This window comes from Magnetospira sp. QH-2, from assembly GCF_000968135.1.
Lineage (GTDB): Bacteria > Pseudomonadota > Alphaproteobacteria > Rhodospirillales > Magnetospiraceae > Magnetospira.
Genome location: NZ_FO538765.1, coordinates 2,817,239 through 2,837,979 on the forward strand (window position 1 = coordinate 2,817,239; position 20,741 = coordinate 2,837,979).

The following is a 20,741-nucleotide window of genomic DNA, read 5'->3' on the forward strand; positions in this document are numbered from 1 at the left end:
GGGTCACCTTGCGCCAGTTAATGCACGAGATTCAGGCCGACTTCGGGGCGGCCCTGACCGGCATCTTGTTCTCCCGCGAACTACATGTGGAAAATGAGACCCTGCGCCGCTGCTTTGTCGGCCTCATCCAGACCTATGCCGGCCATCTGACCCAAGCCGCCACCGAGGCCCAACGGGCAGGAACCTTAAACGACAGTCTCTCCCCCGCCGACGTGGCGGCGTTGGTCACGGGCATCGTGCAAAGCTTGGCCCTGCGCTGGTCCATCAGCGAGCGGTCGATTCATCTTCTTGACCGGGGTCGCCACCGGGACTACTCCTTTGCCGCACCGCAACAAGGAGAGCGCCATGTCCCTGTCCAAGCCTGCCCCGCGCCGATTGATGCATACCCGCGAAATCGATTGCCGGGGCTATGCGCGTGACGACGGTCTATGGGACATCGAGGCGCGGCTGCTGGATATCAAGTCTTACTCGTTCCCCAATCACGACCGGGGCGGCATCCATGCCGGTGAACCCATCCATCTGATGCGCGTGCGGGTGACTCTGGACGAAGACCTGACCATCCACGATATCGAGGCGGTGACCGAGGAAGCGCCCTTTACCCTTTGCCCGGATATCGCCGGCGATTATCGCAAGCTGAAGGGGGAAAACATTGGTCCGGGTTGGATCCGCAAAGTGCGCGAGCTGGTAGGTAAACACAAGGGCTGTACCCATCTGACCGACATTCTCACAGGCCCCATCGCCACAACGGCCTTTCAAACCATTGTCGCCACCAGCCGCAACAAGGAAGCGCCGGAAGATGAAAAGGGCCGCCCCCGGGTGGTTGATACCTGTCACGCCCTGGCCGCCGACGGCCCGGTCGTCGCCCGACTTTGGCCCAATTTGACCGCTGGCGATTGACTATTGATCTCGGCTGAAATCAGGCGGTGGCAAGGCCGCGAGCATGCCCCGACGGCGCGACAAATACGAGGGACAGGCGTTCCCGGAAACGGCTGCTTGCCCCCTCGTCGCCATGGAATGGTACTCTTCCATGAGATGAATGTGCAGGGTTACCGGCCCATTGAAAACGACCCGAGTGTCCGGACCATGGGCGGATCCCGGGGCGGGAACTTGGCCAGGAACGGGGCCAGGAACGGGGCCAGGAACGGGGGCTTGATTGTCGTTACCACCCGCCGCTTCCGCCAGCACACGGCGCACGATATTCAAATCGTCCATCATCCGATCTTCCCTGCCGCCATCACCAATGGAAAGCAAGGATTTCATATCCCGTTATGATTATCAATAATAAAGATTGAATCAGGCGCTCAAACGCACCAGGTCGTTGAGCGTATCCGCATCCAGAACGGAAGCGGGATCGGCGCCGCCTTCCCGCGCCCGCAGCGCCATTCGATAGACCGCCAGCATCAAGATCCCCTTTGCGGATGGCTCAAGCCCCAATCCCCGGGCCTGCAAAAAACGCTCGCACTCCACGATCACGATTTCCATCAGACCCTGATCAAGGGGGGGGTCGGTTGGCGCCTCGGCCATGATGGCGCCCTGCCCCATGGCCAGCCAATCCAGGCGAACACCCGTGGCATGTGCCAGACGCACCATGGCTCGAAATCCCGGCTGCGACTCGCCGCCCAGATATCGCTTGAATTGGGAAAGAGAGACTCCGGCGGCGGCGGCGGCGCGCGCCTGGGAGCCCGCCAAGGAGACCAGACGCTCCAGCCGCCCCGACAAACCGTCACCCGACTCCGTCGTCCCGGAATCCATGCGTCACCCTACCTTCAGCACTGAAATATATCTCTTCCCATCGGACCTCATGCTCTCCCCCCTTGACAAGAGGTCAAATATGGACTATTTGATCCTTATATGACCCACGAAGGCCGGTTATCCCGCGAACCTGCTTACTGGGGCAGAAGCGACTTGGTCCGCATACGGCCCAGGCAACGGCACCCGACTTTCGGGGACGAGACGAAGGACTGTGTGCTAGAGCTGGCCTGAGTGCCGGAACTGGGCTAGGTGCTAGAACTGGCCTGGGCGCTAGACGCTGGCCTGGCTGCGAGCCTATGGGAATGTCAGGCTGGGCCATTGCTGCGGCCAAGGCGCCGCCCTCATCTTGGCGCCAGGCCACATCTTGGCGCTAGGCCTCATCTTGGCGCCAGGAGTGCCTTCAGGCGGTCCGAGCCACGATCAATGGCGCTGTTTGCCGTTGGCCGAGTGTCGGTCACAACGTCCGACAATTGCTGTAGGTCGTGCAGAGCCTGACGAAAATAAGAGATGATGAAAGCCCGCACCGTCGATGTGCGCGTGGGCGCCGTTGCGGTTTCACTGGCCACATCGGTATCCCGCAGGTCGTCTACAAGGCTGCAAATCTCATGAAGGGAAAGCCCTTCCCAGCGGCAGATATCCTCTAGAGCTTTCCAGTTTTCCGGTTCCAGCTTCATACTGGTTCGACGCCCGTTGACCGTCACATTTTGGGTGATTCCCTTATCGACAATACTCATGATCTATGCCGCATTCCCCATTCCCAGTCCTTGACTCGGCGCCAAATCATTTTGTGTCACGGTGGTGCCCACTAACCTGACATACCCGCATATGCCATCCCCGCATAACACTTTATGTTGACACGAATTCAATCGATTTACTATTAAAGTTGTACCCAAAACCAAGGATAATGCAACCGCAAAAGTAATTATGCAGTGTGTTTCCACCTTATCGTTCTCGGAGACGAGCCCGGGGCGGCTGGGTATTGCGGCCCGCCCCTTGGCTCACAATCGGATTATTTCCATATTTTTTGCCCGCTCCCGGGCAACCCAAGGCGCGACCAAAGGCCATCGACCTTCTCGATGACCGAAGCATCCATGCGGATTTTCTCGCCCCATTCGCGCTTGGTTTCCGGGGGCCATTTGTTGGTGGCGTCAAAACCGATCTTGCCGCCCAGTCCGGATTCCGGGGAGGCGAAATCCAGATAGTCGATGGGGGTGTTTTCCACCGTATGGGTATCGCGCACCGGGTCCATGCGGGTGGACAAAGCCCACATGACGTCCTTCCAGTCCCGCGCATCGATGTCGTCATCCACAATGATCAGCCACTTGGTGTACATGAACTGCCGCAGGTACGACCAGGCCCCCATCATCACCCGCTTGGCATGGCCTGGATAAGCCTTCTTCATGGAGATGACGGCAATGCGGTAGGAGCACCCCTCGGGCGGCAGCCAGAAATCGACGATTTCTGGAAACTGCTGCTGCAATAGGGGGATGAATACCTCGTTCAGCGCCTCGCCCAGCACGCTCGGCTCATCCGGCGGGCGACCGGTGAAAGTGGAAAGATAGATGGGTTTTTGCCGCAGGGTAATGGCGCTGATCTCGAATACCGGGAAGCGCTCCACCGAATTGTAGTAACCGGTATGGTCGCCATAGGGTCCTTCATCCACCTCCTCATCCAGCAGCACATGGCCTTCCAGAACGATCTCCGCCGTTGCCGGGACCTTCAACGGAATGGTCTTGCAGTCCACCAGATCCACTTTTTTGCCGCGCAGCAGCCCGGCGAACTGATATTCGGACAGGGTATCGGGGACCGGCGTCACGGCGGCCAATATCGTCCCGGGATCGGCACCAATGACCACGGCGGCGGGAAACGGCCCCCGGCCCGCCGCTTTCCAACGGGCAAAGTGTTGCGCGCCCCCGCGATGCTTGAGCCAACGCATGATGCAGCGATTCTTGCCCAGCACCTGCATGCGGTAAATGCCCAGGTTGAAACTATCGGTACGGCCCTCGCCCGGGCCATGGGTGACCACCAGCGGCCAGGTAATCAGCGGGGCAGGCTCACCGGGCCAACAGGTCTGCACCGGCAGCTTGGCCAGGTCGATATCGTCTCCGGTCAGCACCACTTCCTGACAAGGGGCGCGGGACACCGTTTTGGGCTTCATGGACAGCACGGTCTTGACCATGGGCAGCAGCCCGATGGCCTCCTTCAATCCGCCGGGCGGTTCCGGTTGTCGCAGGAATGCCAGGGTTTCCCCGACCTCGCGCAGTTCGGCGGGCTCACGGTTCATGCCCCAGGCCACCCTTTCCACGGTACCAAACAGATTGATCAAAACCGGGGTATCGTAAGGTGTGCCATCCTCTTGTACCGGATTCTCGAACAACACCGCCGGACCGCCTTCGGCCAACAACCGAGTCTGAATTTCGGTCATCTCCAGATGCGGCGAAACCGGTTCGGTGACGCGCACCAGACGGCCTTGCTGTTCCAGAATATCGATGAAGTCGCGCAGGCTTTGGTAGGGCATGGTCATTCCGTTCTAGAGAGGCGGCCGCAATGGAGTATGCCACAGCTGGCGTGCCGAAAAAGCCGTTTCGAGACTCGCCGGGAAGTGGTAGCGTTCTCCCATGATCCCGTTACCCATGGCCCGCATCGTTCTCGACCGCCTGCATTCCGAATTGACCGACGAATCCGGGGCGCCTGCCTTGTCGCGGTTGACCGACAATGCCTGGATCGATGGCCGGATCAAAACCTACCGCGAGGTTCTCGACGGCCTGCCGCCCGAATTCGAACGCTTGCGGGTGATGGCCGACGAAGACAGGGATTTAGGCGCTCTGATGGCGGAAACCCGTCTCAAAACCCTCATTGAGCATTGCCGGGTGACCCTGGGTGTGATGAAGTCCAAAGGCTAAATAGCAGCCCGACGGTTCGCTTGTATTGAATTGAACCGCTGGGGGCTATACTTTTTCAGACGACGACGCTCTTTCGCAAGGACCAACCATGAGCCCCGATGCCTCGCCACCTGGCGGCCCTCAAATGGAATGGTACCAGAGGCTTCTGGATACCGGCATCGCCCTGTCGTCCGAACGCAATCACGATAAACTGATGGAATTGATCCTCCACGAGGCCAAGGACCTGTGCCACGCGGATGGCGGAACCCTGTACCTACGTACTGAAAAAGACACTCTGAAGTTCGTCATCATGCTCAACGATTCGTTGAACATCGCCATGGGCGGTACCACAGGCAAGGATATCCCCTTCCCACCGCTGGAGATGTACAGAGAAGACGGGCGCGGCAATCACAACAACGTGGCGACCCATGTGGCCATTTCCAAGGAAACCATCAATATCCCCGATGCCTATGAGGCCGAGGACTTTGATTTTTCCGGCACCCGCAAGTTTGATCAGGGCACGGGCTACCGCTCCAAATCCTTCCTCACCGTTCCCTTGATGAATCATAAGGAAGAAGTGATCGGGGTTTTGCAGTTGCTCAATTCGCAGAATCCGGAAACCGGCGAGGTGGTCGAGTTTAGCCAGGAAATTCAACCAATTATCGAGTCCCTGTCGTCACAGGCAGCGGTCGCTCTGGATAACCAGCAACTGATCTCGGCGCAAAAGGACCTTTTGGCCTCATTCATTCAGATGATCGCCGGGGCCATTGACGCCAAGTCACCCTATACCGGCGGCCACTGCCAACGGGTGCCGGAACTGACCAAGATGCTGGCCCGGGCAGCCTGCGAGTCTTCCCAAGAGCCCTTTGCGGAATTCGACCTGGAAGACGACGGGTGGGAAGAACTGCATATTGCCGCCTGGCTGCATGACTGCGGCAAGGTCACGACGCCCGAGGCGGTGGTCGATAAGGCCACCAAGCTTGAATGTATCTATGACCGGATCCACGAAATTCGCATGCGTTTCGAGGTTCTCAAACGCGATGCCGAACTGGATTTCTACCGCGACCTGAAAGCGGGCAAGGGCAGCGAAAAAGATCTGCAAGCTGCCCTGGATGCGCGTCTGGCTCAGTTGGACGAAGATTTCGCCTTCGTCGCCGAGTGCAATTTGGGGGGCGAGTTCATGGCCCCGGAAAAGGTGGACCGGTTGAAAGAGATCGCCCAGGAAAACTGGACGCGCACCCTCGACGACACCCTCGGACTGGCGCACGAGGAACTGCAGCGCTATGCGGAAGATCATCCCAGGCCGCCGGTGGTCGAACCGCTGTTGGCGGACCGGCCTCATCACTTGATCGCCCACGACAAGGAACAGAAGGAACAGTTGGTCCATTACAACGAAATGGGCTTCAACATGGTACCGCCGCCGCACAAGTCCAATCGCGGCGAGTTGCACAACCTGGCCATCGGGCGTGGCACCCTGACCGACGAAGACCGCTTCAAGATCAACGACCACATCGTGCAGACCATCTTCATGCTCGGCGCCTTGCCGTTCCCCAAACACCTAAAGAATGTACCGGAATACGCCGGGGGCCATCACGAGAAAATGGATGGCGGCGGCTACCCGCGTGGCCTGAAGAAAAAGGATATGTCGCTGCCGGCCCGAATCATGGCCATCGCCGATATCTTCGAAGCCCTGACCGCCGCCGATCGACCCTACAAGCAGCCCAAGAAGCTCAGCGACGCCATCCGGATCATGTCCTTCATGACCAAGGATTCCCACATCGATGCGGACTTGTTCCAGCTGTTCCTGAGCAGCGGGATCTATCAAGAATACGCCACCTTGTTCTTGAAGCCCGAACAATTGGATGAAGTGGACATCAGCCAGTATCTCAGCCAGGCCGCTGAATGAATCCGGTCGAACGGGCGCTGCGCTACCCCTATGACCAACCCGAATCCTCCTACGTCTTAACCAGCAAGGGACCGAGACCACTTGTCTCCGCGTTGCCCCTGGCCGACCGGATTCCGGTCCTGGCGGTGGGCTCCAATCAGTCAGCCGAGCGCCTGGCCGACAAGTTTCCCGACCTGAAAGACAGCGAAGCGATCCCGGTGCAAAGAGGAGTCCTGGAGGGATTTGATGCAGTCTATTCGGCCCATTTCACGCGGTACGGCGCCATTCCCGCAACTTTGTTTGCCGCCCCGAAAGTGAGATCCCGCCTCTGCATCACCTGGCTGACCGAGCCCCAATTGACCATCATGCACAACACCGAGGCTTTGGGCCAAAACTACGGGTTCGAACGTCTCGACGATGTCCGCTTCACCTGCGAGCAAGGACCGCAAGTGCATACCTTGTTCAGCTATATCTCGTTACGCGGCGCCTGGGCACCGGACGGCGCACCGATCCCTTTGGCCGCGGTGCAGGCAGAAGGACGACCACAAGTCGGCCAGTCACAGATGCAGGTGCAAGAAGCTGCCCGTCTGCGGATCGCGCCCCGCATGGGCCTGGCCGAATTCATTGCCGGAACCATCGAAGACGCCCCATGCCGCGCCGAACGGACCGCCCGATTGGCCGCGGACGGTCAGCCGGTTACTCTTTGACCTCGGGCTCTTGATCAAGAACATCGCCTTCTGGCTGCGGGGGCACCACGCGCACGAGGGTGATCTGATTGTGCTGCCGTTCCAGGATATCAAAGCGGAACCCATGGAATTTGAACGATTGTCCCACATCCGGAATGCGCCGAGATTCGTGGAGCACAAGCCCGGCGAGGGTCGCTGCCTCTTCGTCAGGTAGCCGCCATTCGAACTGCCGGTTCAGGTCGCGGATGGTCACCTCGCCATCGACCCGGTAAGAGCCGTCGGCTTCCAAGGCAACCCCGCTGAAGGTGATATCATGCTCATCGTCGATGTCCCCGACGATTTCCTCAAGGATATCCTCCAAGGTGACGATCCCGAGCAGAGCGCCATACTCATCCACCACCAGCGAAAAATGCTCCCGCCGTTTGCGAAAGGCCTGCAACTGGCCGTGCAAGGTGGTGGTCTCGGGAATGAACCAGGGATCGGCCGCCAAGGCCACCACATCCAATCCATCCAAGCTTTCGAGCCCGCCATCCCGGGCCCGGACGGCCCGCAGCAGCGCCTTGGCATGCAGCACACCGATGATATTGTCCGGATCATCCCGCCATAGGGGTAGCCGGGTAAAGGGGCTGGACAGCACCGCATCAACGATCTCCGCTGGCGGCGCGTCGGCATCCAGAGCAATGACATTCTTGCGGTGGATCATGATTTCGCCCACCTCCACGTCCTGAAGCTCCAGCACGGACCGCAGCATGGCCCGTTCGCGGCGCGTGGTCTCCTCGTCGTCGTCCGCATCGCCTTCGTGCAGTTCGATGGCGCCACGCAGTTCGTCGGCGTTGGCGCCCAGGGAATCGTTGGTATCCAGCCGCACTCCAAAAATCAGGAAGGTGCCACGAACAACCCATTGCAAGGCCCCGGTGATCGGTGCCAGCAAAAAGACCAAGGCCCCGATCCAAGGGGCGATGCCCAGGGCCGCCCCGTTGGCGTTCCGGAAAGCATAGGTCTTGGGAAGGATCTCGGCAAAAATCAGCACCAACAACGTCATTCCCAAAGTGGCATAGGCGATGCCCGCGGAGCCGAACAATTCGATCAAGAATCCGGTGGCCACCGCCGACGCCATGATGTTGACCAGGTTGTTGCCCAATAGGATGGCCCCGATCAGCCGGTCTTTGTTTGCATGCAATCGATTGACAATGGCCGCCCGGCGGTCGCCGTCTTGCTCCAGCCGATGCATCAACGGCGGAGACGCCGCGGTTAGAGCCGTTTCAGATCCGGAAAAGAACGCCGAAATGAGCAATAGGAAAAAGATAATCCCGAGGGATTCAATCATGATTGGTCTCCATTGAGACTGTCCGACAGCATTTGTTTGAGCGAGTCGATGGGCACGTCGCGGCTGAGGAACGACTGCCCGATCCCACGGGCCAACACGAAGGTCACGCGACCGTCTTGGACCTTCTTGTCCGAGGCCATCAGGTCAAGCATGGTTTCCACCGACCAGCTTGAATCCTTGAGATTGCCAATTCCCGTGGGCAACCCGACGACGGTCAGATGCCGCCGCAACCGGGTCAAGTCATCGGCGGGACAAAGCCCCAACCGCACCGACAGGTCCAATGCCTGTACCATGCCGACGGCCACGGCCTCGCCATGCAGCAGCCGGTCGCCATAGCCGCAGAGTTTCTCCAACACATGGCCAAAGGTATGACCCAGGTTCAACAGGGCGCGCTGCCCGGATTCCCGTTCATCGGCGGCCACGACGCGCGCCTTGGCCCGACAGGATGTGAGCACGGCCTGGCGCCGGGCGGCCCGGTCGCCATCCAATAACGCTCCACCATGGATTTCCAGCCATTGGAAAAAGTCCGGGTCATCGATCAGGCCGTACTTGAGCACCTCGGCATAGCCGGATCGCAATTGGCGCGGGTCAAGAGTCTCCAATGTCTTCACATCGGCCAGTACCAGACGCGGCTGATAAAAGGCACCGACCAGGTTCTTGCCTTGGTCGGTGTTGATGCCGGTTTTACCGCCGACGGAACTATCCACCTGGGCCAACAGGGTGGTGGGGACCTGGATGAAGGGAAGCCCGCGGAGCACCACCGAGGCGGCAAAGCCCACCAAGTCGCCGATGACACCGCCGCCCAGGGCGACAAGCGTGGTGCCGCGCTCCACGCGCCGCGCCAACAGGTCATCCACCAGCTTCATTAAATGGGCAAAGTCCTTGGTGCCTTCTCCCGGCTCCAACGGCGGCAACAGGTCGACCGCAATGCCCGCCGCGCTCAGGGATGACTGGATGGTTGGCGCGTATTGAGCGGTATTCCCATCGGCGACGATTATCGCCCGCTTTTGTGCCAGCACCGGAACCATATGGGCGGCGGCATTGGTCAGCAGGCTATCGCCAATCAGAATATCGTAGGAACGATCACCCAGGTCTAAGGGTAGGATCTCGGCGGTCATGGCGTTGGGGTCTCTCCTTGGGTGCTACTCAGATAGGCAAACAGGGTATGAATGGCCAGTTCAGTGGTATGGTCGGCGCTTTCCTCGGTGGTATCGACCACAAGATCCGATTGGCCATAGACAGGGTATCGCTGATTCATCAGGTCTTGCAAAATCTCGGACGGATTGCCGGTGCGCAACAGCGGGCGGGTATCCCGCCGCGAGGTACGCTCCACCAGGATATGCAATGGCGCGCGCAACCACAAACTCAGGCCTTCCTTTTTAATCACACTTCGGGTCTCGGGATTCATAAAGGCTCCACCGCCGGTAGCCAGAACCTGTGACGGTTCACCGAGCAGGCGCCGAATCACCCGCCGCTCGCAATCCCGGAAGGCTTCCTCGCCATAGGTCTCGAAGATATCGGCAATGGAACAACCCGCTGCTTTCTCGATTTCCGCGTCCGCGTCCACAAAGGGTAGCGAGAGCCGTGCCGCCAGACGGCGCCCAACGGCGGATTTGCCCGCTCCCATCAGTCCTACCAGCACCACCGAGCGGGGCGCTAAAAGGGTCACGACCTGGCGTAGATTCTCCGAGGTTACCAAATCTAAATCCGTCATCTGCCGATACCGGCCTCCGCGAGCGTTGAAAGGCGAGCGGCCCGTGGGTACACTGCCGCCAATTCGCCATGCTTAGCTTCTAACTAGCACAGGCGGTCGCGTTTGTGCAGGCGGCTGATTGTTTCGGCGAGAGGGATGGACCCAGGGAGATCGATCGAATGAGGGGGCTTACCAAGTTTCTGTTGCTGCTGATTTTGTTGTTGGTGGTGGGCGGCGGCGTATTTCTGGTTACCTGGGATATCCCGGCACCGGTCAAAAAGGTCGAAAAGGTCATCCCCAATGATCGCTTCCAGCGCTAAGCGAGGGGCGGCGGCCCTTCTTCTCGCCACCACCGTTGCGACCGGTACCTTGGCCCAAGCCCAAAACTCCGGGCCCATTCGACTGGTCCCCCTGGCCCCGGCAACCGAGCAACAACCCCAAGGGTCACCGGAATCCCAAGACGGGATTCAGACTCAGGCTCTTGGCGCGGTGGATGTGGATTCCATCGGTTTGCTCAATGCCCGCAACGGCGGCCTCGGCTTCGACCTTTGGGCGGGAGCCGACCGCACCACCGTGACCCGGCTGATCGGGTTGATTCCCACCCGCGCTGCCTCACCAGCCATGCGCGACCTGATGCGGCGCCTTCTCCTGACCGCCGCCACCGCCCCCAACGGCAGCAATCCGTCGGGCGCCATGGCCGAAACCCGTATCGCCGCCTTGTTGGCCCTGGGAGATGCCCAGGGCGCGGCGGATCTGCTGCGTCAACTGCCTCCGGGATCCGGCAGCCCCGTCCTGGCCCAGGCTGAAGTCAACGCCCTGTTCCAGATCGGTCAGGCCCCGCGTGCCTGTGGCCTGGCGGCGGAAAAGATGGCCTTGCAGGACGATCCCTTTTGGCAAAAAACCTTGGTCTTCTGCCAGGTATTGGCCGGAGAGCCGGACAAAGCCGGGTTAAGCATTGGCCTTTTGCAGGAAACCGGCCATCGCGACGATGCATTCTTTATGCTCACCGATGCCATGATTGCCGGCAACGCCGAACCGTTGGCCAGTCTACCGGGGGCAACACCGTTGCATATGGCCATGGCCGCCGCCGCCAAACTGGCGCCGCCCGCGACCATCACCGACAATCAGGACCCCGGTGTCCTACGCATGGCGGCGGAGAATCCGTCCCTTGGTCTATTGCAGCGCGTGAAGGCGGCAGAGCGGGCCGAAGCCGCCGGCGCCCTGCCCACCGACGATCTTCGCGCGCTGTATATGCAGGTGCCCTTTTCGCCTGAAGACATGAGCAATCCGCTCAGCCGGGCGCGCGACATGGATGGCCCGCAAAGCCGCGCCTTGATGATTCAGGCCGCCAAGTCCCAAGGTATTGCCGCCGCCCGTGCCGAAGTGATGGCCGAGGCCCTGGACGTGGCCCGCCGGGGTGGCCGCCATGCTCAGGCCGCACGTTTGTACCTGAATTTGCTCGATGAATTACGACCGACCGGGGACTTGGACTGGTTCGGGCCGGAAGCCGTGCGGGCCTTTCTTGCCGCCGGCCAGCCTGATCGGGCGGCTCGTTGGCTCTTGTTATTGCGGGCTTCGGCGCGCACCGATCCACAGGCCGAACAGGCGTTGATCGATCTCATGCCCTTGGCGCGTCTGGCCGGAGGCAGCATCGGCACGTCCTGGACTCCCGCCGATTTGACCCGTTGGCATGGCCGAGCGCTTTCCACGGAGCAAGGATCCGATATTCTGGCCGGGTTCGAGCGGGGAGCGCTGCTCTTTGCACTTTTGGAAGCGGCTGGGGAAACGGTACCGGACAGCTATTGGCTCGATTTGCTGGCCGCGCCACCGCAGGTGATGAGCGCCCCACCCAATACCGCCGCCTGGACTGGCCTGACCCGCGCCACGCAGGCCAAGAAGCGCGGCGAGTCCCTGCTCTATGCGTTGATCTTGCTAAGCGAGGCGGGGCCGGGTAAAGCCAGCCCTTCTGTGCTCAACAAGGTTGTGGCCGCTCTCAATACAGTGGGACTGCATAGCGAAGCGCGGGCCGTGGCGGTGGAAGCGGCCATCGCCGGCGGGCTGTGAGGCGCGCTTGAGGGGGCGCCCGCCGACCCCAAAACCGCCTTTGTCCCGTGCCGGACAGATGTTTCTCGACATGATGGCCGCCGAACGGGGCGCGGCTCAAAACACCTTGGAATCCTATCACCGGGATCTGGGTGACTTCGGCGAGTTTTTGAACGCTCCTCCGGAAAAGGCTTCGGCCGAGGATATCCGACGCTATCTAAGCCGTATGAATGATCTCGGCCTAGCCCCCCGTACCGCCGCCAGACGATTGTCGGCCCTGCGCCAGTTCTATCGTTTTTTGTTTGCCGAACGGCTGCGCGGTGATGACCCCAGCAGCGTCATCGACGGCCCGAAACTGGGTCGTCCATTGCCCAAGTACCTGGGTGAGGAGGAAGTAGATCGACTCCTCGAAACCGCCCGGCTGCGAGACGATCGCGATGGTCTGCGATTGATTGCCATGATGGAGGTTCTCTATGCCACCGGGCTGCGAGTCTCCGAACTGGTCGGCCTTCCCCTGACCGCCCTCTCCCGGGACGGCCGTGTGCTGGTGGTGCGCGGCAAGGGCGACAAGGAGCGTCTGGTGCCCATAAGCGAACCAGCCCGCCAGGCTCTGAGCGCCTATATGGTCGTGCGCGATCAGTTCATGCCCACCGCGGGAAAAAAGGCCCGGTCATTCCTGTTTCCCTCGTCGGCCAAGCAGGGCCACCTGACTCGCGCCCGATTCGGTCAATTGCTGAAATCTTTGGCCATGGAGGCCGGTCTGGCGCCGTCTCGGGTGTCTCCGCATGTGCTGCGCCATTCCTTTGCCAGCCACCTGCTGGCCCATGGCGCAGACCTGCGCAGCTTGCAGCGGATGCTCGGCCATGCGGACATTTCCACCACCCAAATCTATACCCATGTGCTGGATGAACGTCTGAAAAGGCTGGTCGAGAGCGCGCATCCCCTGGCCCATTTGGGCAAACAGGATATAGAATAGACTGGAAACCGGAGCCCCTTGATGTCCGACAAACCCGCGACCCGACTGTTTGCCGCTGAAAAAGCGCTCTTGAATCACCGTACTGGATTGGATGGGAAGCCCTCGGAAGCCCCCTCTCCAGCCACGCTGGATCAGGTCATGGCAGAGTTGCGCGCGCTTCGGAGCACCGTCGAACAGCAGTCCGTGGGCGGACAGGGTGACGTGGACCTGTTGCGCGGCGAACTTTATGACCTGCACCGCTCCATCGAACGGACCAAATCCGAGATCAGCGCCCTGAACACCACCGACCACAATCCGCGGCAACAGCTCGACGCCGTCATCGCCGACACGGAAAAAGCCGCCCATCGTATTCTCGAAGCGGCGGAACGAATCAGCGGTGAAGCGGAAAAGATGCTCGAAAAGGCCAAAACCGCGGAGATAACCGAGGGATTGGAACATATTGTCGCCGAGACCGTGGCCATCTTCGAAGCCAGTTACTTCCAGGACGTGGGAGGTCAGCGGATCCGCAAGGTCATTGATTTCCTGGAATACTTTGATCAGCGACTCGCCACCATGATTCATATCTGGGGAGCCCAGGATTTTGACCAACCGCAACGCCGCGCGAGCGATCGCGCTGGCGATGACAAAGCGCCCGACGCGGATCTTTTGAACGGCCCACAATTGGATGGCGAGGGCATGAACCAAGAAGATATCGACGCCCTGTTCGATTGAGCCCCAAAGGTTACTTTTTCGCGTCGCCAACCGCAGGTCTTTGTGCTACCAAACGCTCATGCATACGTTCCTAGACTTTGAAAAACCAATCGCCGAGTTGGAAGGGAAAATCGCCGAACTGCGACACATGGGCAGTTCGGGCGACCTGGATATTGCCGAAGAGGTCAGTCGCCTCCAAGGCAAGATGGAAAAACTGCTCCGGCAGACCTATGCCAAGCTAACACCCTGGCAAAAAACCCAGGTAGCGCGCCATCCGGACCGACCGAAGGCCTTGGACTACATTCAGACTCTCATCGACGATTTTACACCATTGGCCGGGGATCGGGCTTTTGCCGATGACCAAGCCATCGTTGGCGGCCTTGGGCGGTTGCGCGGACAGTCGGTGATGGTGATCGGTCAGGAAAAAGGCCGCGACACCGAATCGCGCGTGCGCCACAATTTCGGCATGCCGCGCCCGGAAGGCTATCGCAAGGCCATGCGGCTGATGCGCATGGCGGATCGCTTTCATCTGCCAGTGATTACCTTGGTGGATACACCGGGTGCCTATCCGGGCAAGGAGGCCGAGGAACGGGGGCAGGCCGAGGCCATTGCCCGATCCATCGAAACCTGCCTGGACCTGCGCGTCCCGCTGATCAGTGTGGTCATTGGCGAAGGCGGCTCGGGTGGCGCCATCGCTCTGGCCTCGGGCAACGCGGTGGTGATGATGGAACATGCGGTCTATTCGGTGATTTCGCCGGAGGGCTGCGCGTCGATTCTGTGGCGTAGTGGCGAGCAGGCCGAAATCGCCGCCGATGCCCTGCGTCTAACCGCCGAGGACTTGCACGAACTCAAGGTCATCGATGCAATTGTCGGCGAACCCCTGGGCGGCGCCCACCGGGAACCGGAAGTGGCCATGGCATCCTTGGGGGATGCCCTGGAAGGATTGCTGAAGGCCTGGACCGGGATTGAAGGCGGCGTTGTCCGTGCCCGGCGCCGCGAGAAATTCCTGGAAATGGGTAAACAGGGTTTGGCCTGAGGCGATTGCTCCTGATCAGTCGGACACCTTGGTGCTGGCCCGATGCTGAATGAGCCGTGCCTGATCGTCCTCGATATCCAGCAATGGCGCCAGACGCTGCATGAGACCTTCTTCGAAGTCATGCAGCACGCCGTCGGCATACACCACGTCCCAGATCATTTCGGCCAGCCGTTCGCGCTCGCTGTCGGCCAGTTCATCCATGATCACCATGGAGCAGCTATATATCCCATGGGGACCGGCCAGCATCTCATCCACTTCCGCCAACAGGGAAACCACCTGTGAGGGGTCCAGATTGAACTGCTTTCCAAGCAGCGAGTGAATGGCGTCTTTCTCTTTCTCATGATAAACGGCGTCCGACATGGCGGCCTTGACCAGCAAGGCCCCCACGGCAATCTGCAAGGAGGAGAATTCTTCCTTGCCATGGGCATCCACCGGACCGGCAAAAAGGGTTTCGAGCTTGCTCATTCGGGCGAGACCTCCATCCGGGACCGGACTTCGTCTCTGATCCGCAGGCTGTCTTCTTCCTCAATATCGAGGATGGGGCCGACCCGACGCATCAGGCGCTCTTCGTATTGATGCAGGAAGCCGTCGGCATACATGATCTCCCAGACCATGGCGAGCAAAGATTCGCGTTCGCTGTCGTCCAATTCGTCGTTCAGCACCATGGAACAGGCGTAGAGACCATTGGATCCCCCGAGAAATTCCAGAGCCGAGTCGATCAGAGCCGAGGCTTTCTCCGACTCCATCGCAAACCGCTGGCTCAATTGGCCTTGGATCATGGCCCGTTCTTCGGGCTGAAAGTCATCGTCGGCGGAAGCGGCCTTGATCAATAGCGCACAGACGGCGACCTGCAAGATGGTAAAGGCACCATCCTCGCCCTGCTCCTCGAAGACACTGGTCAGTCGTTCGCTCATGTCGGCCATTTTGGCGAAGGCCGTTCGTTAGGTCCAGAGATATCACCCTGCCAAAAGACCAAAACTGGCCAATTCGTTACGCAAGAGGCTCGCTTCCTTGAAATGGTGTCCCTGCCATCCCTGGCTGCGGGCCCCTTCGACATTTTCGATCCTGTCATCGACAAAAACCAACTGGTGTGGCGCATACCCGCTGCGCCCCGTGACGATTCGATAGATCTCCGGATCAGGCTTCATCACCTTTTCCCGGGCAGAAACAACCCAATCATCGAACAGATTGAGGAAGGGATAGGCCTCGCAGGCAGTTTCAAAGGTCTCCTGGGCACAATTGCTAAGCCCTAACAGCGGGACACCCGCTTTTTTGAGGTCCCGTATCAATGATTCCGCACCATCAATGGGGCCGGGAACCATCTCGATCCAGCGGCCGTAATAGGCTCGGATGAGGTCTTCGTGCTCGGGGAATTGCGTGACCAAATCATCGGTGCCATCGGCGGTGCTCCGCCCGGCATCCTGTTGGGCATTCCATTCATCAGTACAGACCGAGCCTAAAAACGCTTCCAGCGCCGTCTCGTCGGGGATCAGCTTGCGATAAAGGTGACGGGGATCCCACGCCACCAGCACGCCACCCAGATCGAAGACCACCGCTGAGGGCGCGCCCAGGGCCAATGGCATCAGCCCGCTCTGCCGTGGCAGTGCTTGTACTTGCGCCCGGATCCGCAAGGACAGGGCGCATTGCGGGCTACTTTGCCCCAAGTAGAGGGATCGTTGGGATCCACCTCGGCAGCGGCCTGTCGCGATCGAATCGGTGCCGGACCCGCCGGTTCCTCGGCTTGTGAGTCGGGAACGGACGAATCGTTCAGGACACCGGTGGCTTGGGCGTATCCCAGCGAGGGATCGACCCGGGTCTCATGCATTTCCTGCTGACCGCCGCTCATGGAATAATCCTCGGGTGGCGTCATATGCAGTTCCACATGGAGCAACACCTGGGTGACCCGCTCCCGCAGACCGACAAGCAATTCGTCGAACAGGTTGAAGGCCTCGCGCTTGTATTCGTTCAGCGGATCGCGCTGACCATATGCCCGCAGGCCAATGCCCTGACGCAGGTGGTCGAGGGTCAGCAAGTGATCCTTCCAGACCATATCCAGCACCTGCAGCAAAATACTCTTCTCCACATCGCGAATGACCTCGGGGCCGTAGTTGGCAACTTTTTCCGCCGCCTTGCCATCGGCCACTTTGAGGATCCGCTCACGGATTTCCACATCGGCAATGCCTTCTTCCTTGGCCCAGTCATCCAAAGGTAGATCAAGGCCCAGAACGCGTAGGGCATCCGCGTGCAGGCCTTCCACGTCCCATTGCTCGGCAAAGGCTTTTGGCGGGATATAGCGCGTGACCATGTCTTCGATCACATGATGGCGCATGTCGTGAACGGTGTCCGCCACTTCGTCAGCGGTCATCAGTTCGCGGCGCTGTTCATAGATCACCTTACGCTGATCGTTCATCACATCGTCGAACTTCAAAAGATTCTTACGAATTTCGAAGTTGCGCGCCTCGACCTTCTGCTGCGCCTTTTCCAGCGCCTTGTTGATCCAGGGATGAACGATCGCCTCGCCGTCCTGCAATCCCAGTTTCTTCAGCATACCGTCGATGCGTTCGGATCCGAAAATGCGCATCAGGTCGTCTTGCAGGGACAGATAGAACTTGGAGCCGCCGGGATCGCCCTGACGACCGGAACGACCGCGCAGCTGATTATCAATGCGTCGGCTTTCGTGTCGTTCGGTGCCGACGACATAAAGCCCCCCGGCCTTCAGCACGATTTCCCGATGGGCGGCCACTTCGGCTTCGATGGCGGCCTTGCGCTTCTGGAACTCATCGCTTTCCGGATCCAGCTTGGCCAGTTCGGTGGCAATGCGCATGTCCACGTTGCCGCCCAACTTAATATCGGTTCCGCGACCGGCCATGTTGGTGGCGATGGTCACCGCCCCCGGGGCACCGGCCTGGCTGATGATCCCGGCTTCGCTGGCGTGATGCTTGGCGTTCAGCACCGCATGGGGAATCTTGCGCTTCTTCAGGATACCGGCCAGTTCCTCGGATTTCTCGATGGAGACGGTCCCCACCAGGATGGGCTGGCCTCTCTCGTGGCAATCGGCGATCAGGTCGGCGATGGCCTGGTGCTTTTCGTCGGAGGTCCGATAGACCTCGTCATCCTCGTCGATGCGGGAAACATCCATGTTGGTGGGGATCTCGACCACTTCGAGCTTGTAGATCTCGGCAAACTCGCCCGCCTCGGTCATGGCCGTACCGGTCATGCCCGCCAGCTTGGGATATAGCCGGAAATAGTTCTGGAAGGTGATCGAAGCCAGCGTTTGGTTCTCGTTCTGGATCTCGGCGCCTTCCTTGGCTTCCAGAGCTTGATGAAGACCTTCGGAGAAGCGGCGGCCCTCCATCATGCGACCGGTGAATTCGTCGATGATCACCACCTTGTTGTCCTTGACCACATAGTCCACATCCTTGGTGAACAGAATATGGGCCCGCAGGGCGGAGTTGATGTGGTGGACCAAGGAGATATTCTGGATATCATAGAGCGTGCCCTCGGCCAGGACACCTTCTTCGCGCAGCAGGTTCTCCATCTTCTCGGTGCCGACCTCGGTAAAAGTGGCGGCGCGGGACTTTTCGTCCTTTTCGTAATCTTCCTCGGAGAGCCGTGGAATGAGCTTGTCGATGCGGGAATATAGCTCCGAGTTGTCCTCGGTCGGACCGGAAATGATCAACGGCGTGCGGGCCTCGTCCACCAGGATCGAATCAACCTCGTCGACGATGGCGAAATTGAACGGGCGTTGAACCATTTCCTCGATGCGGAACTTCATGTTGTCGCGCAGGTAGTCGAAGCCCAGTTCGTTGTTGGTGCCGTAGGTCACGTCACAGGCATAGGCCTTTTGACGCTGTTCGTCGGTCATGCCGTGAATGATGCAATCGACGCTAAGGCCCAAGAAGCGATAGACCTGCCCCATCCACTCCGCATCACGCTTGGCCAGGTAGTCGTTGACCGTCACCACATGCACGCCTTTGCCTTCCAAGGCGTTCAAGTAAACGGGCAAGGTGGCGACCAGGGTTTTACCCTCACCGGTCTTCATTTCCGAAATCATACCCTTGTGCAGCACCAGGCCGCCCATGAGCTGTACGTCGTAGGGGCGCTCGCCGAGAGTCCTTTTGGCCGCTTCGCGCACCGTGGCAAAGGCATCGGCCAAGACATCATCAAGGCTTTCGCCCTCACTCAAGCGGTTTCGCAGCCAAACGGTACGGGCGGCTAATTCCTCATCGCTCAAGGCCGAGACGGAGGCTTCCAACTCGTTGATCGCATGAATGGTTTTATTGAGACCTTTAACATAGCGGTCGTTGGCTGAACCGAACAACTTGCGGGCGATGGCGCCTAACATGGAAATACCTCGGACTCATTATATGGTGGATGCTTGGGGAATATTCCGACTGGTCCTCCCCAGGGGCATTCCACGCGGTTGCGAAAGAGATAGAGGGGGCGAAGGCCCCTGTCAACGGCAGCGGCTATTGATCCTCATCCTTGGTCATTCCGGGGCTGTACCAAACCACGATCATCTGTTATGATAATCGCGCGGAGCAGTGGCTGTACCAGGGGCAGAAGCCTGGCCCTGCTTTCCGACTGGTAAATCCTCAGAAGGAGGCCTTAAGAATGAACGAGAGTAACATCGGGGGACTACCGTCCCAGCAAGTGCCGCAAAAGGGCGATGCCCGCGCGGCCCATCAACAGCCCGCCGAACGACCGGAATTGGAGCGTCTGCAACAACAGCATGCGGCTGAGCAGAGCAAGCCGGTTTCCAGCGAGCAACAGAATCGATCTGGCAACTCCACCCAAGACGGCGGGTCCGGCGTGGTGGTCGATCTCAAGACCATTCCCCGTGCTGCGCTGCCGACGGTCACGGGTGTTTCGCCCGCCCGCGCGCTTTCTTATGCCGTGGCTGCCCTGAAGGTGGAGCTGTCCACCCTCTTTGTGGTTCTGGGCCAAACCGGCGACACATCTGCCGGAATTGCCGAAAAGGTGGGGGCGACCATTGAGCATGACCTGAGCCTGAACACCGGCGGTGCTTCCGGCGTCGCTCAATCGGTGGGACAGGCTTTGGAAAAATTCAGCCTGCCCCCCATTCCCACCACCAGCGGCGCCAGCGTGGCGGCCCTGAGTTCCGTGGATATTTCCATTTCCGTTCAGGATCTTCAGGTCAGTCTTGGCGTGGGTGGCGGAATCGATGTCAGCTATGCCAGCATCGACGTGGTTACAGAGACCACGGCTGGGCTGGCCCTGGTCGGCGGCGGCGTTCCCAATTTCGCCCAGGATCTGACCGGCAGCGAAGTGGATCTGCCCGGACTGCAATCCGGAATCGTGTTTGGGCAAGGTACGGAAGACCTACGAGGTCATTCAGCCCGTCTGGGAGCGCGCCCGGAAGTGGAACTGGAGCTACCCTCCGCGACTCGGTCCAAAGAACCGCCCCGTGTGGCGACCTATGGACCGCAAGCCATTCGCCCCGATGCTCCCCCACAGGAGCAACAGGCCGGATTGGACTCCTTACGTCGCCGGGTTGATCAGGCGGTATCCTCTTTGATGCTTGTCAAGGGCGGGTCCCTGCGCGAAGGCGAAGGCGAAAAGAGTCTGACCTTGGCCAGCCTGGATGTTATTCGCCCGCTGTTTTCGCGGCGGGAAGGACAGGTTCAGTTGGCGTCGGGATTGGTTGAATTCGCTCAAGCGGCGGAACGAGCCACTCTGGACAAGAATCAGATCGGCACGACCGGTTTCGATTCCAAAGCTTAAGACATGGGTATCCCGGACCGGCCTAT

General features: G+C 59.8%; 22 protein-coding genes. 12 read left to right on the plus strand and 10 right to left on the minus strand.

What is annotated here, in order from left to right:
- The first annotated feature begins 8 nt into the window (after positions 1-8).
- The 3 genes from MGMAQ_RS13355 to MGMAQ_RS21520 all read left to right on the plus strand — a co-directional run bounded on the left by MGMAQ_RS13355 (position 9) and on the right by MGMAQ_RS21520 (position 1,272).
- Entirely contained in the window at positions 9-419 is a 411-nt protein-coding gene (locus tag MGMAQ_RS13355; RefSeq protein ID WP_148560952.1) for a hypothetical protein, read from the plus strand.
- Positions 346-897 carry a DUF2889 domain-containing protein gene (locus tag MGMAQ_RS13360; protein ID WP_046021931.1) on the plus strand — a complete coding sequence of 184 codons (552 nt, stop codon included), beginning with the start codon at positions 346-348 and terminating at the stop codon, positions 895-897. Before MGMAQ_RS13355 ends, MGMAQ_RS13360 begins: the two co-directional genes overlap by 74 nt.
- A gap of 252 nt (positions 898-1,149) precedes the next feature.
- Entirely contained in the window at positions 1,150-1,272 is a 123-nt protein-coding gene (locus MGMAQ_RS21520) for a hypothetical protein (RefSeq protein WP_256379958.1), read from the plus strand.
- 21 nt (positions 1,273-1,293) lie between these two features.
- Here MGMAQ_RS21520 and MGMAQ_RS13370 read toward each other — a convergent pair whose 3' ends face one another.
- The 3 genes from MGMAQ_RS13370 to MGMAQ_RS13380 all read right to left on the minus strand — a co-directional run bounded on the left by MGMAQ_RS13370 (position 1,294) and on the right by MGMAQ_RS13380 (position 4,270).
- Complete coding sequence (locus tag MGMAQ_RS13370) at positions 1,294-1,752, minus strand: helix-turn-helix domain-containing protein (RefSeq protein ID WP_046021933.1); 459 nt, start codon at positions 1,750-1,752, stop codon at positions 1,294-1,296.
- A 377-nt stretch (positions 1,753-2,129) separates the two neighbouring features.
- The gene (locus MGMAQ_RS13375) at positions 2,130-2,486 is read right to left on the minus strand and encodes a ribbon-helix-helix domain-containing protein (RefSeq protein ID WP_052716382.1); all 357 of its coding nucleotides are present in this window, start codon (positions 2,484-2,486) and stop codon (positions 2,130-2,132) included.
- A gap of 275 nt (positions 2,487-2,761) precedes the next feature.
- Positions 2,762-4,270 carry a UbiD family decarboxylase gene (locus MGMAQ_RS13380; RefSeq protein ID WP_046021934.1) on the minus strand — a complete coding sequence of 503 codons (1,509 nt, stop codon included), beginning with the start codon at positions 4,268-4,270 and terminating at the stop codon, positions 2,762-2,764.
- A 100-nt stretch (positions 4,271-4,370) separates the two neighbouring features.
- Between MGMAQ_RS13380 and MGMAQ_RS13385 the strand changes: the two genes are divergently transcribed.
- The 3 genes from MGMAQ_RS13385 to MGMAQ_RS19705 all read left to right on the plus strand — a co-directional run bounded on the left by MGMAQ_RS13385 (position 4,371) and on the right by MGMAQ_RS19705 (position 7,226).
- Positions 4,371-4,655, plus strand: a complete 285-nt coding sequence (locus MGMAQ_RS13385; protein ID WP_148560953.1) for a hypothetical protein — start codon at positions 4,371-4,373, stop codon at positions 4,653-4,655.
- An 88-nt stretch (positions 4,656-4,743) separates the two neighbouring features.
- Positions 4,744-6,540: an HD family phosphohydrolase gene (locus MGMAQ_RS13390; RefSeq protein ID WP_046021936.1), complete on the plus strand. Its 1,797-nt coding sequence runs from the start codon at positions 4,744-4,746 to the stop codon at positions 6,538-6,540.
- On the plus strand, positions 6,537-7,226 hold the full coding sequence (locus MGMAQ_RS19705; RefSeq protein WP_052716383.1) for a hypothetical protein: 690 nt from the start codon (positions 6,537-6,539) through the stop codon (positions 7,224-7,226). Before MGMAQ_RS13390 ends, MGMAQ_RS19705 begins: the two co-directional genes overlap by 4 nt.
- On the opposite strand, the gene MGMAQ_RS13400 is transcribed toward MGMAQ_RS19705, so the two are convergent.
- Genes MGMAQ_RS13400 through MGMAQ_RS13410 form a run of 3 tightly spaced genes read right to left on the minus strand, consistent with a single transcriptional unit; the run spans position 7,216 to position 10,246 of the window.
- Entirely contained in the window at positions 7,216-8,532 is a 1,317-nt protein-coding gene (locus MGMAQ_RS13400; RefSeq protein ID WP_046021937.1) for an HlyC/CorC family transporter, read from the minus strand. The genes MGMAQ_RS19705 and MGMAQ_RS13400 overlap by 11 nt on opposite strands.
- Positions 8,529-9,650, minus strand: a complete 1,122-nt coding sequence (gene aroB / locus MGMAQ_RS13405; RefSeq protein ID WP_046021938.1) for a 3-dehydroquinate synthase — start codon at positions 9,648-9,650, stop codon at positions 8,529-8,531. The genes MGMAQ_RS13400 and aroB overlap by 4 nt, the downstream gene beginning before the upstream one ends.
- Positions 9,647-10,246, minus strand: coding sequence for a shikimate kinase (locus MGMAQ_RS13410; protein WP_046021939.1), 600 nt, complete (start codon positions 10,244-10,246; stop codon positions 9,647-9,649). Before MGMAQ_RS13410 ends, aroB begins: the two co-directional genes overlap by 4 nt.
- 158 nt (positions 10,247-10,404) lie before the next feature.
- On the opposite strand from MGMAQ_RS13410, the gene MGMAQ_RS21210 reads away from it, so the two are divergent.
- From MGMAQ_RS21210 to MGMAQ_RS13430, 5 genes are read left to right on the plus strand one after another with little or no spacing between them, the layout of a single operon-like run.
- Positions 10,405-10,545 (plus strand): hypothetical protein, encoded by a 141-nt coding sequence (locus MGMAQ_RS21210; RefSeq protein WP_173427178.1) that lies wholly within the window; start codon positions 10,405-10,407, stop codon positions 10,543-10,545.
- Positions 10,526-12,289, plus strand: coding sequence for a hypothetical protein (locus tag MGMAQ_RS13415; protein ID WP_046021940.1), 1,764 nt, complete (start codon positions 10,526-10,528; stop codon positions 12,287-12,289). The genes MGMAQ_RS21210 and MGMAQ_RS13415 overlap by 20 nt, the downstream gene beginning before the upstream one ends.
- 58 nt (positions 12,290-12,347) lie before the next feature.
- Entirely contained in the window at positions 12,348-13,244 is an 897-nt protein-coding gene (gene xerD / locus MGMAQ_RS13420) for a site-specific tyrosine recombinase XerD (RefSeq protein ID WP_046023326.1), read from the plus strand.
- Positions 13,245-13,265: 21 nt separating this feature from the next.
- Positions 13,266-13,955 carry a protein phosphatase CheZ gene (locus tag MGMAQ_RS13425; RefSeq protein ID WP_052716384.1) on the plus strand — a complete coding sequence of 230 codons (690 nt, stop codon included), beginning with the start codon at positions 13,266-13,268 and terminating at the stop codon, positions 13,953-13,955.
- A gap of 58 nt (positions 13,956-14,013) precedes the next feature.
- Positions 14,014-14,970 carry an acetyl-CoA carboxylase carboxyltransferase subunit alpha gene (locus MGMAQ_RS13430; protein WP_046021941.1) on the plus strand — a complete coding sequence of 319 codons (957 nt, stop codon included), beginning with the start codon at positions 14,014-14,016 and terminating at the stop codon, positions 14,968-14,970.
- Positions 14,971-14,985: 15 nt separating this feature from the next.
- On the opposite strand, the gene MGMAQ_RS13435 is transcribed toward MGMAQ_RS13430, so the two are convergent.
- Genes MGMAQ_RS13435 through secA form a run of 4 tightly spaced genes read right to left on the minus strand, consistent with a single transcriptional unit; the run spans position 14,986 to position 19,315 of the window.
- On the minus strand, positions 14,986-15,435 hold the full coding sequence (locus MGMAQ_RS13435) for a TerB family tellurite resistance protein (protein WP_046021942.1): 450 nt from the start codon (positions 15,433-15,435) through the stop codon (positions 14,986-14,988).
- Positions 15,432-15,884, minus strand: a complete 453-nt coding sequence (locus MGMAQ_RS13440; RefSeq protein ID WP_158498861.1) for a TerB family tellurite resistance protein — start codon at positions 15,882-15,884, stop codon at positions 15,432-15,434. Before MGMAQ_RS13440 ends, MGMAQ_RS13435 begins: the two co-directional genes overlap by 4 nt.
- A 42-nt stretch (positions 15,885-15,926) precedes the next feature.
- Entirely contained in the window at positions 15,927-16,553 is a 627-nt protein-coding gene (locus MGMAQ_RS13445; protein ID WP_046021944.1) for an HAD family phosphatase, read from the minus strand.
- Entirely contained in the window at positions 16,553-19,315 is a 2,763-nt protein-coding gene (gene secA / locus MGMAQ_RS13450; protein WP_046021945.1) for a preprotein translocase subunit SecA, read from the minus strand. The genes MGMAQ_RS13445 and secA overlap by 1 nt, the downstream gene beginning before the upstream one ends.
- A 269-nt stretch (positions 19,316-19,584) precedes the next feature.
- On the opposite strand from secA, the gene MGMAQ_RS13455 reads away from it, so the two are divergent.
- Positions 19,585-20,715, plus strand: a complete 1,131-nt coding sequence (locus tag MGMAQ_RS13455) for a hypothetical protein (protein ID WP_046021946.1) — start codon at positions 19,585-19,587, stop codon at positions 20,713-20,715.
- Positions 20,716-20,741: the final 26 nt, after the last annotated feature.

What these genes read in the sequence shown, in the direction of transcription:
- MGMAQ_RS13360 (WP_046021931.1), top strand. Translation starts at nt 346, where the DNA reads ATGTCCCTGTCCAAGCCTGCCCCGCGCCGATTGATGCATACCCGCGAA.
- MGMAQ_RS13370 (WP_046021933.1), bottom strand. Translation starts at nt 1,752, where the DNA reads ATGGATTCCGGGACGACGGAGTCGGGTGACGGTTTGTCGGGGCGGCTG.
- MGMAQ_RS13375 (WP_052716382.1), bottom strand. Translation starts at nt 2,486, where the DNA reads ATGAGTATTGTCGATAAGGGAATCACCCAAAATGTGACGGTCAACGGG.
- MGMAQ_RS13380 (WP_046021934.1), bottom strand. Translation starts at nt 4,270, where the DNA reads ATGCCCTACCAAAGCCTGCGCGACTTCATCGATATTCTGGAACAGCAA.
- MGMAQ_RS13385 (WP_148560953.1), top strand. Translation starts at nt 4,371, where the DNA reads ATGATCCCGTTACCCATGGCCCGCATCGTTCTCGACCGCCTGCATTCC.
- MGMAQ_RS13390 (WP_046021936.1), top strand. Translation starts at nt 4,744, where the DNA reads ATGAGCCCCGATGCCTCGCCACCTGGCGGCCCTCAAATGGAATGGTAC.
- MGMAQ_RS19705 (WP_052716383.1), top strand. Translation starts at nt 6,537, where the DNA reads ATGAATCCGGTCGAACGGGCGCTGCGCTACCCCTATGACCAACCCGAA.
- MGMAQ_RS13400 (WP_046021937.1), bottom strand. Translation starts at nt 8,532, where the DNA reads ATGATTGAATCCCTCGGGATTATCTTTTTCCTATTGCTCATTTCGGCG.
- aroB (WP_046021938.1), bottom strand. Translation starts at nt 9,650, where the DNA reads ATGACCGCCGAGATCCTACCCTTAGACCTGGGTGATCGTTCCTACGAT.
- MGMAQ_RS13410 (WP_046021939.1), bottom strand. Translation starts at nt 10,246, where the DNA reads ATGACGGATTTAGATTTGGTAACCTCGGAGAATCTACGCCAGGTCGTG.
- MGMAQ_RS21210 (WP_173427178.1), top strand. Translation starts at nt 10,405, where the DNA reads ATGAGGGGGCTTACCAAGTTTCTGTTGCTGCTGATTTTGTTGTTGGTG.
- MGMAQ_RS13415 (WP_046021940.1), top strand. Translation starts at nt 10,526, where the DNA reads ATGATCGCTTCCAGCGCTAAGCGAGGGGCGGCGGCCCTTCTTCTCGCC.
- xerD (WP_046023326.1), top strand. Translation starts at nt 12,348, where the DNA reads ATGTTTCTCGACATGATGGCCGCCGAACGGGGCGCGGCTCAAAACACC.
- MGMAQ_RS13425 (WP_052716384.1), top strand. Translation starts at nt 13,266, where the DNA reads ATGTCCGACAAACCCGCGACCCGACTGTTTGCCGCTGAAAAAGCGCTC.
- MGMAQ_RS13430 (WP_046021941.1), top strand. Translation starts at nt 14,014, where the DNA reads ATGCATACGTTCCTAGACTTTGAAAAACCAATCGCCGAGTTGGAAGGG.
- MGMAQ_RS13435 (WP_046021942.1), bottom strand. Translation starts at nt 15,435, where the DNA reads ATGAGCAAGCTCGAAACCCTTTTTGCCGGTCCGGTGGATGCCCATGGC.
- MGMAQ_RS13440 (WP_158498861.1), bottom strand. Translation starts at nt 15,884, where the DNA reads ATGAGCGAACGACTGACCAGTGTCTTCGAGGAGCAGGGCGAGGATGGT.
- MGMAQ_RS13445 (WP_046021944.1), bottom strand. Translation starts at nt 16,553, where the DNA reads ATGCCATTGGCCCTGGGCGCGCCCTCAGCGGTGGTCTTCGATCTGGGT.
- secA (WP_046021945.1), bottom strand. Translation starts at nt 19,315, where the DNA reads ATGTTAGGCGCCATCGCCCGCAAGTTGTTCGGTTCAGCCAACGACCGC.
- MGMAQ_RS13455 (WP_046021946.1), top strand. Translation starts at nt 19,585, where the DNA reads ATGAACGAGAGTAACATCGGGGGACTACCGTCCCAGCAAGTGCCGCAA.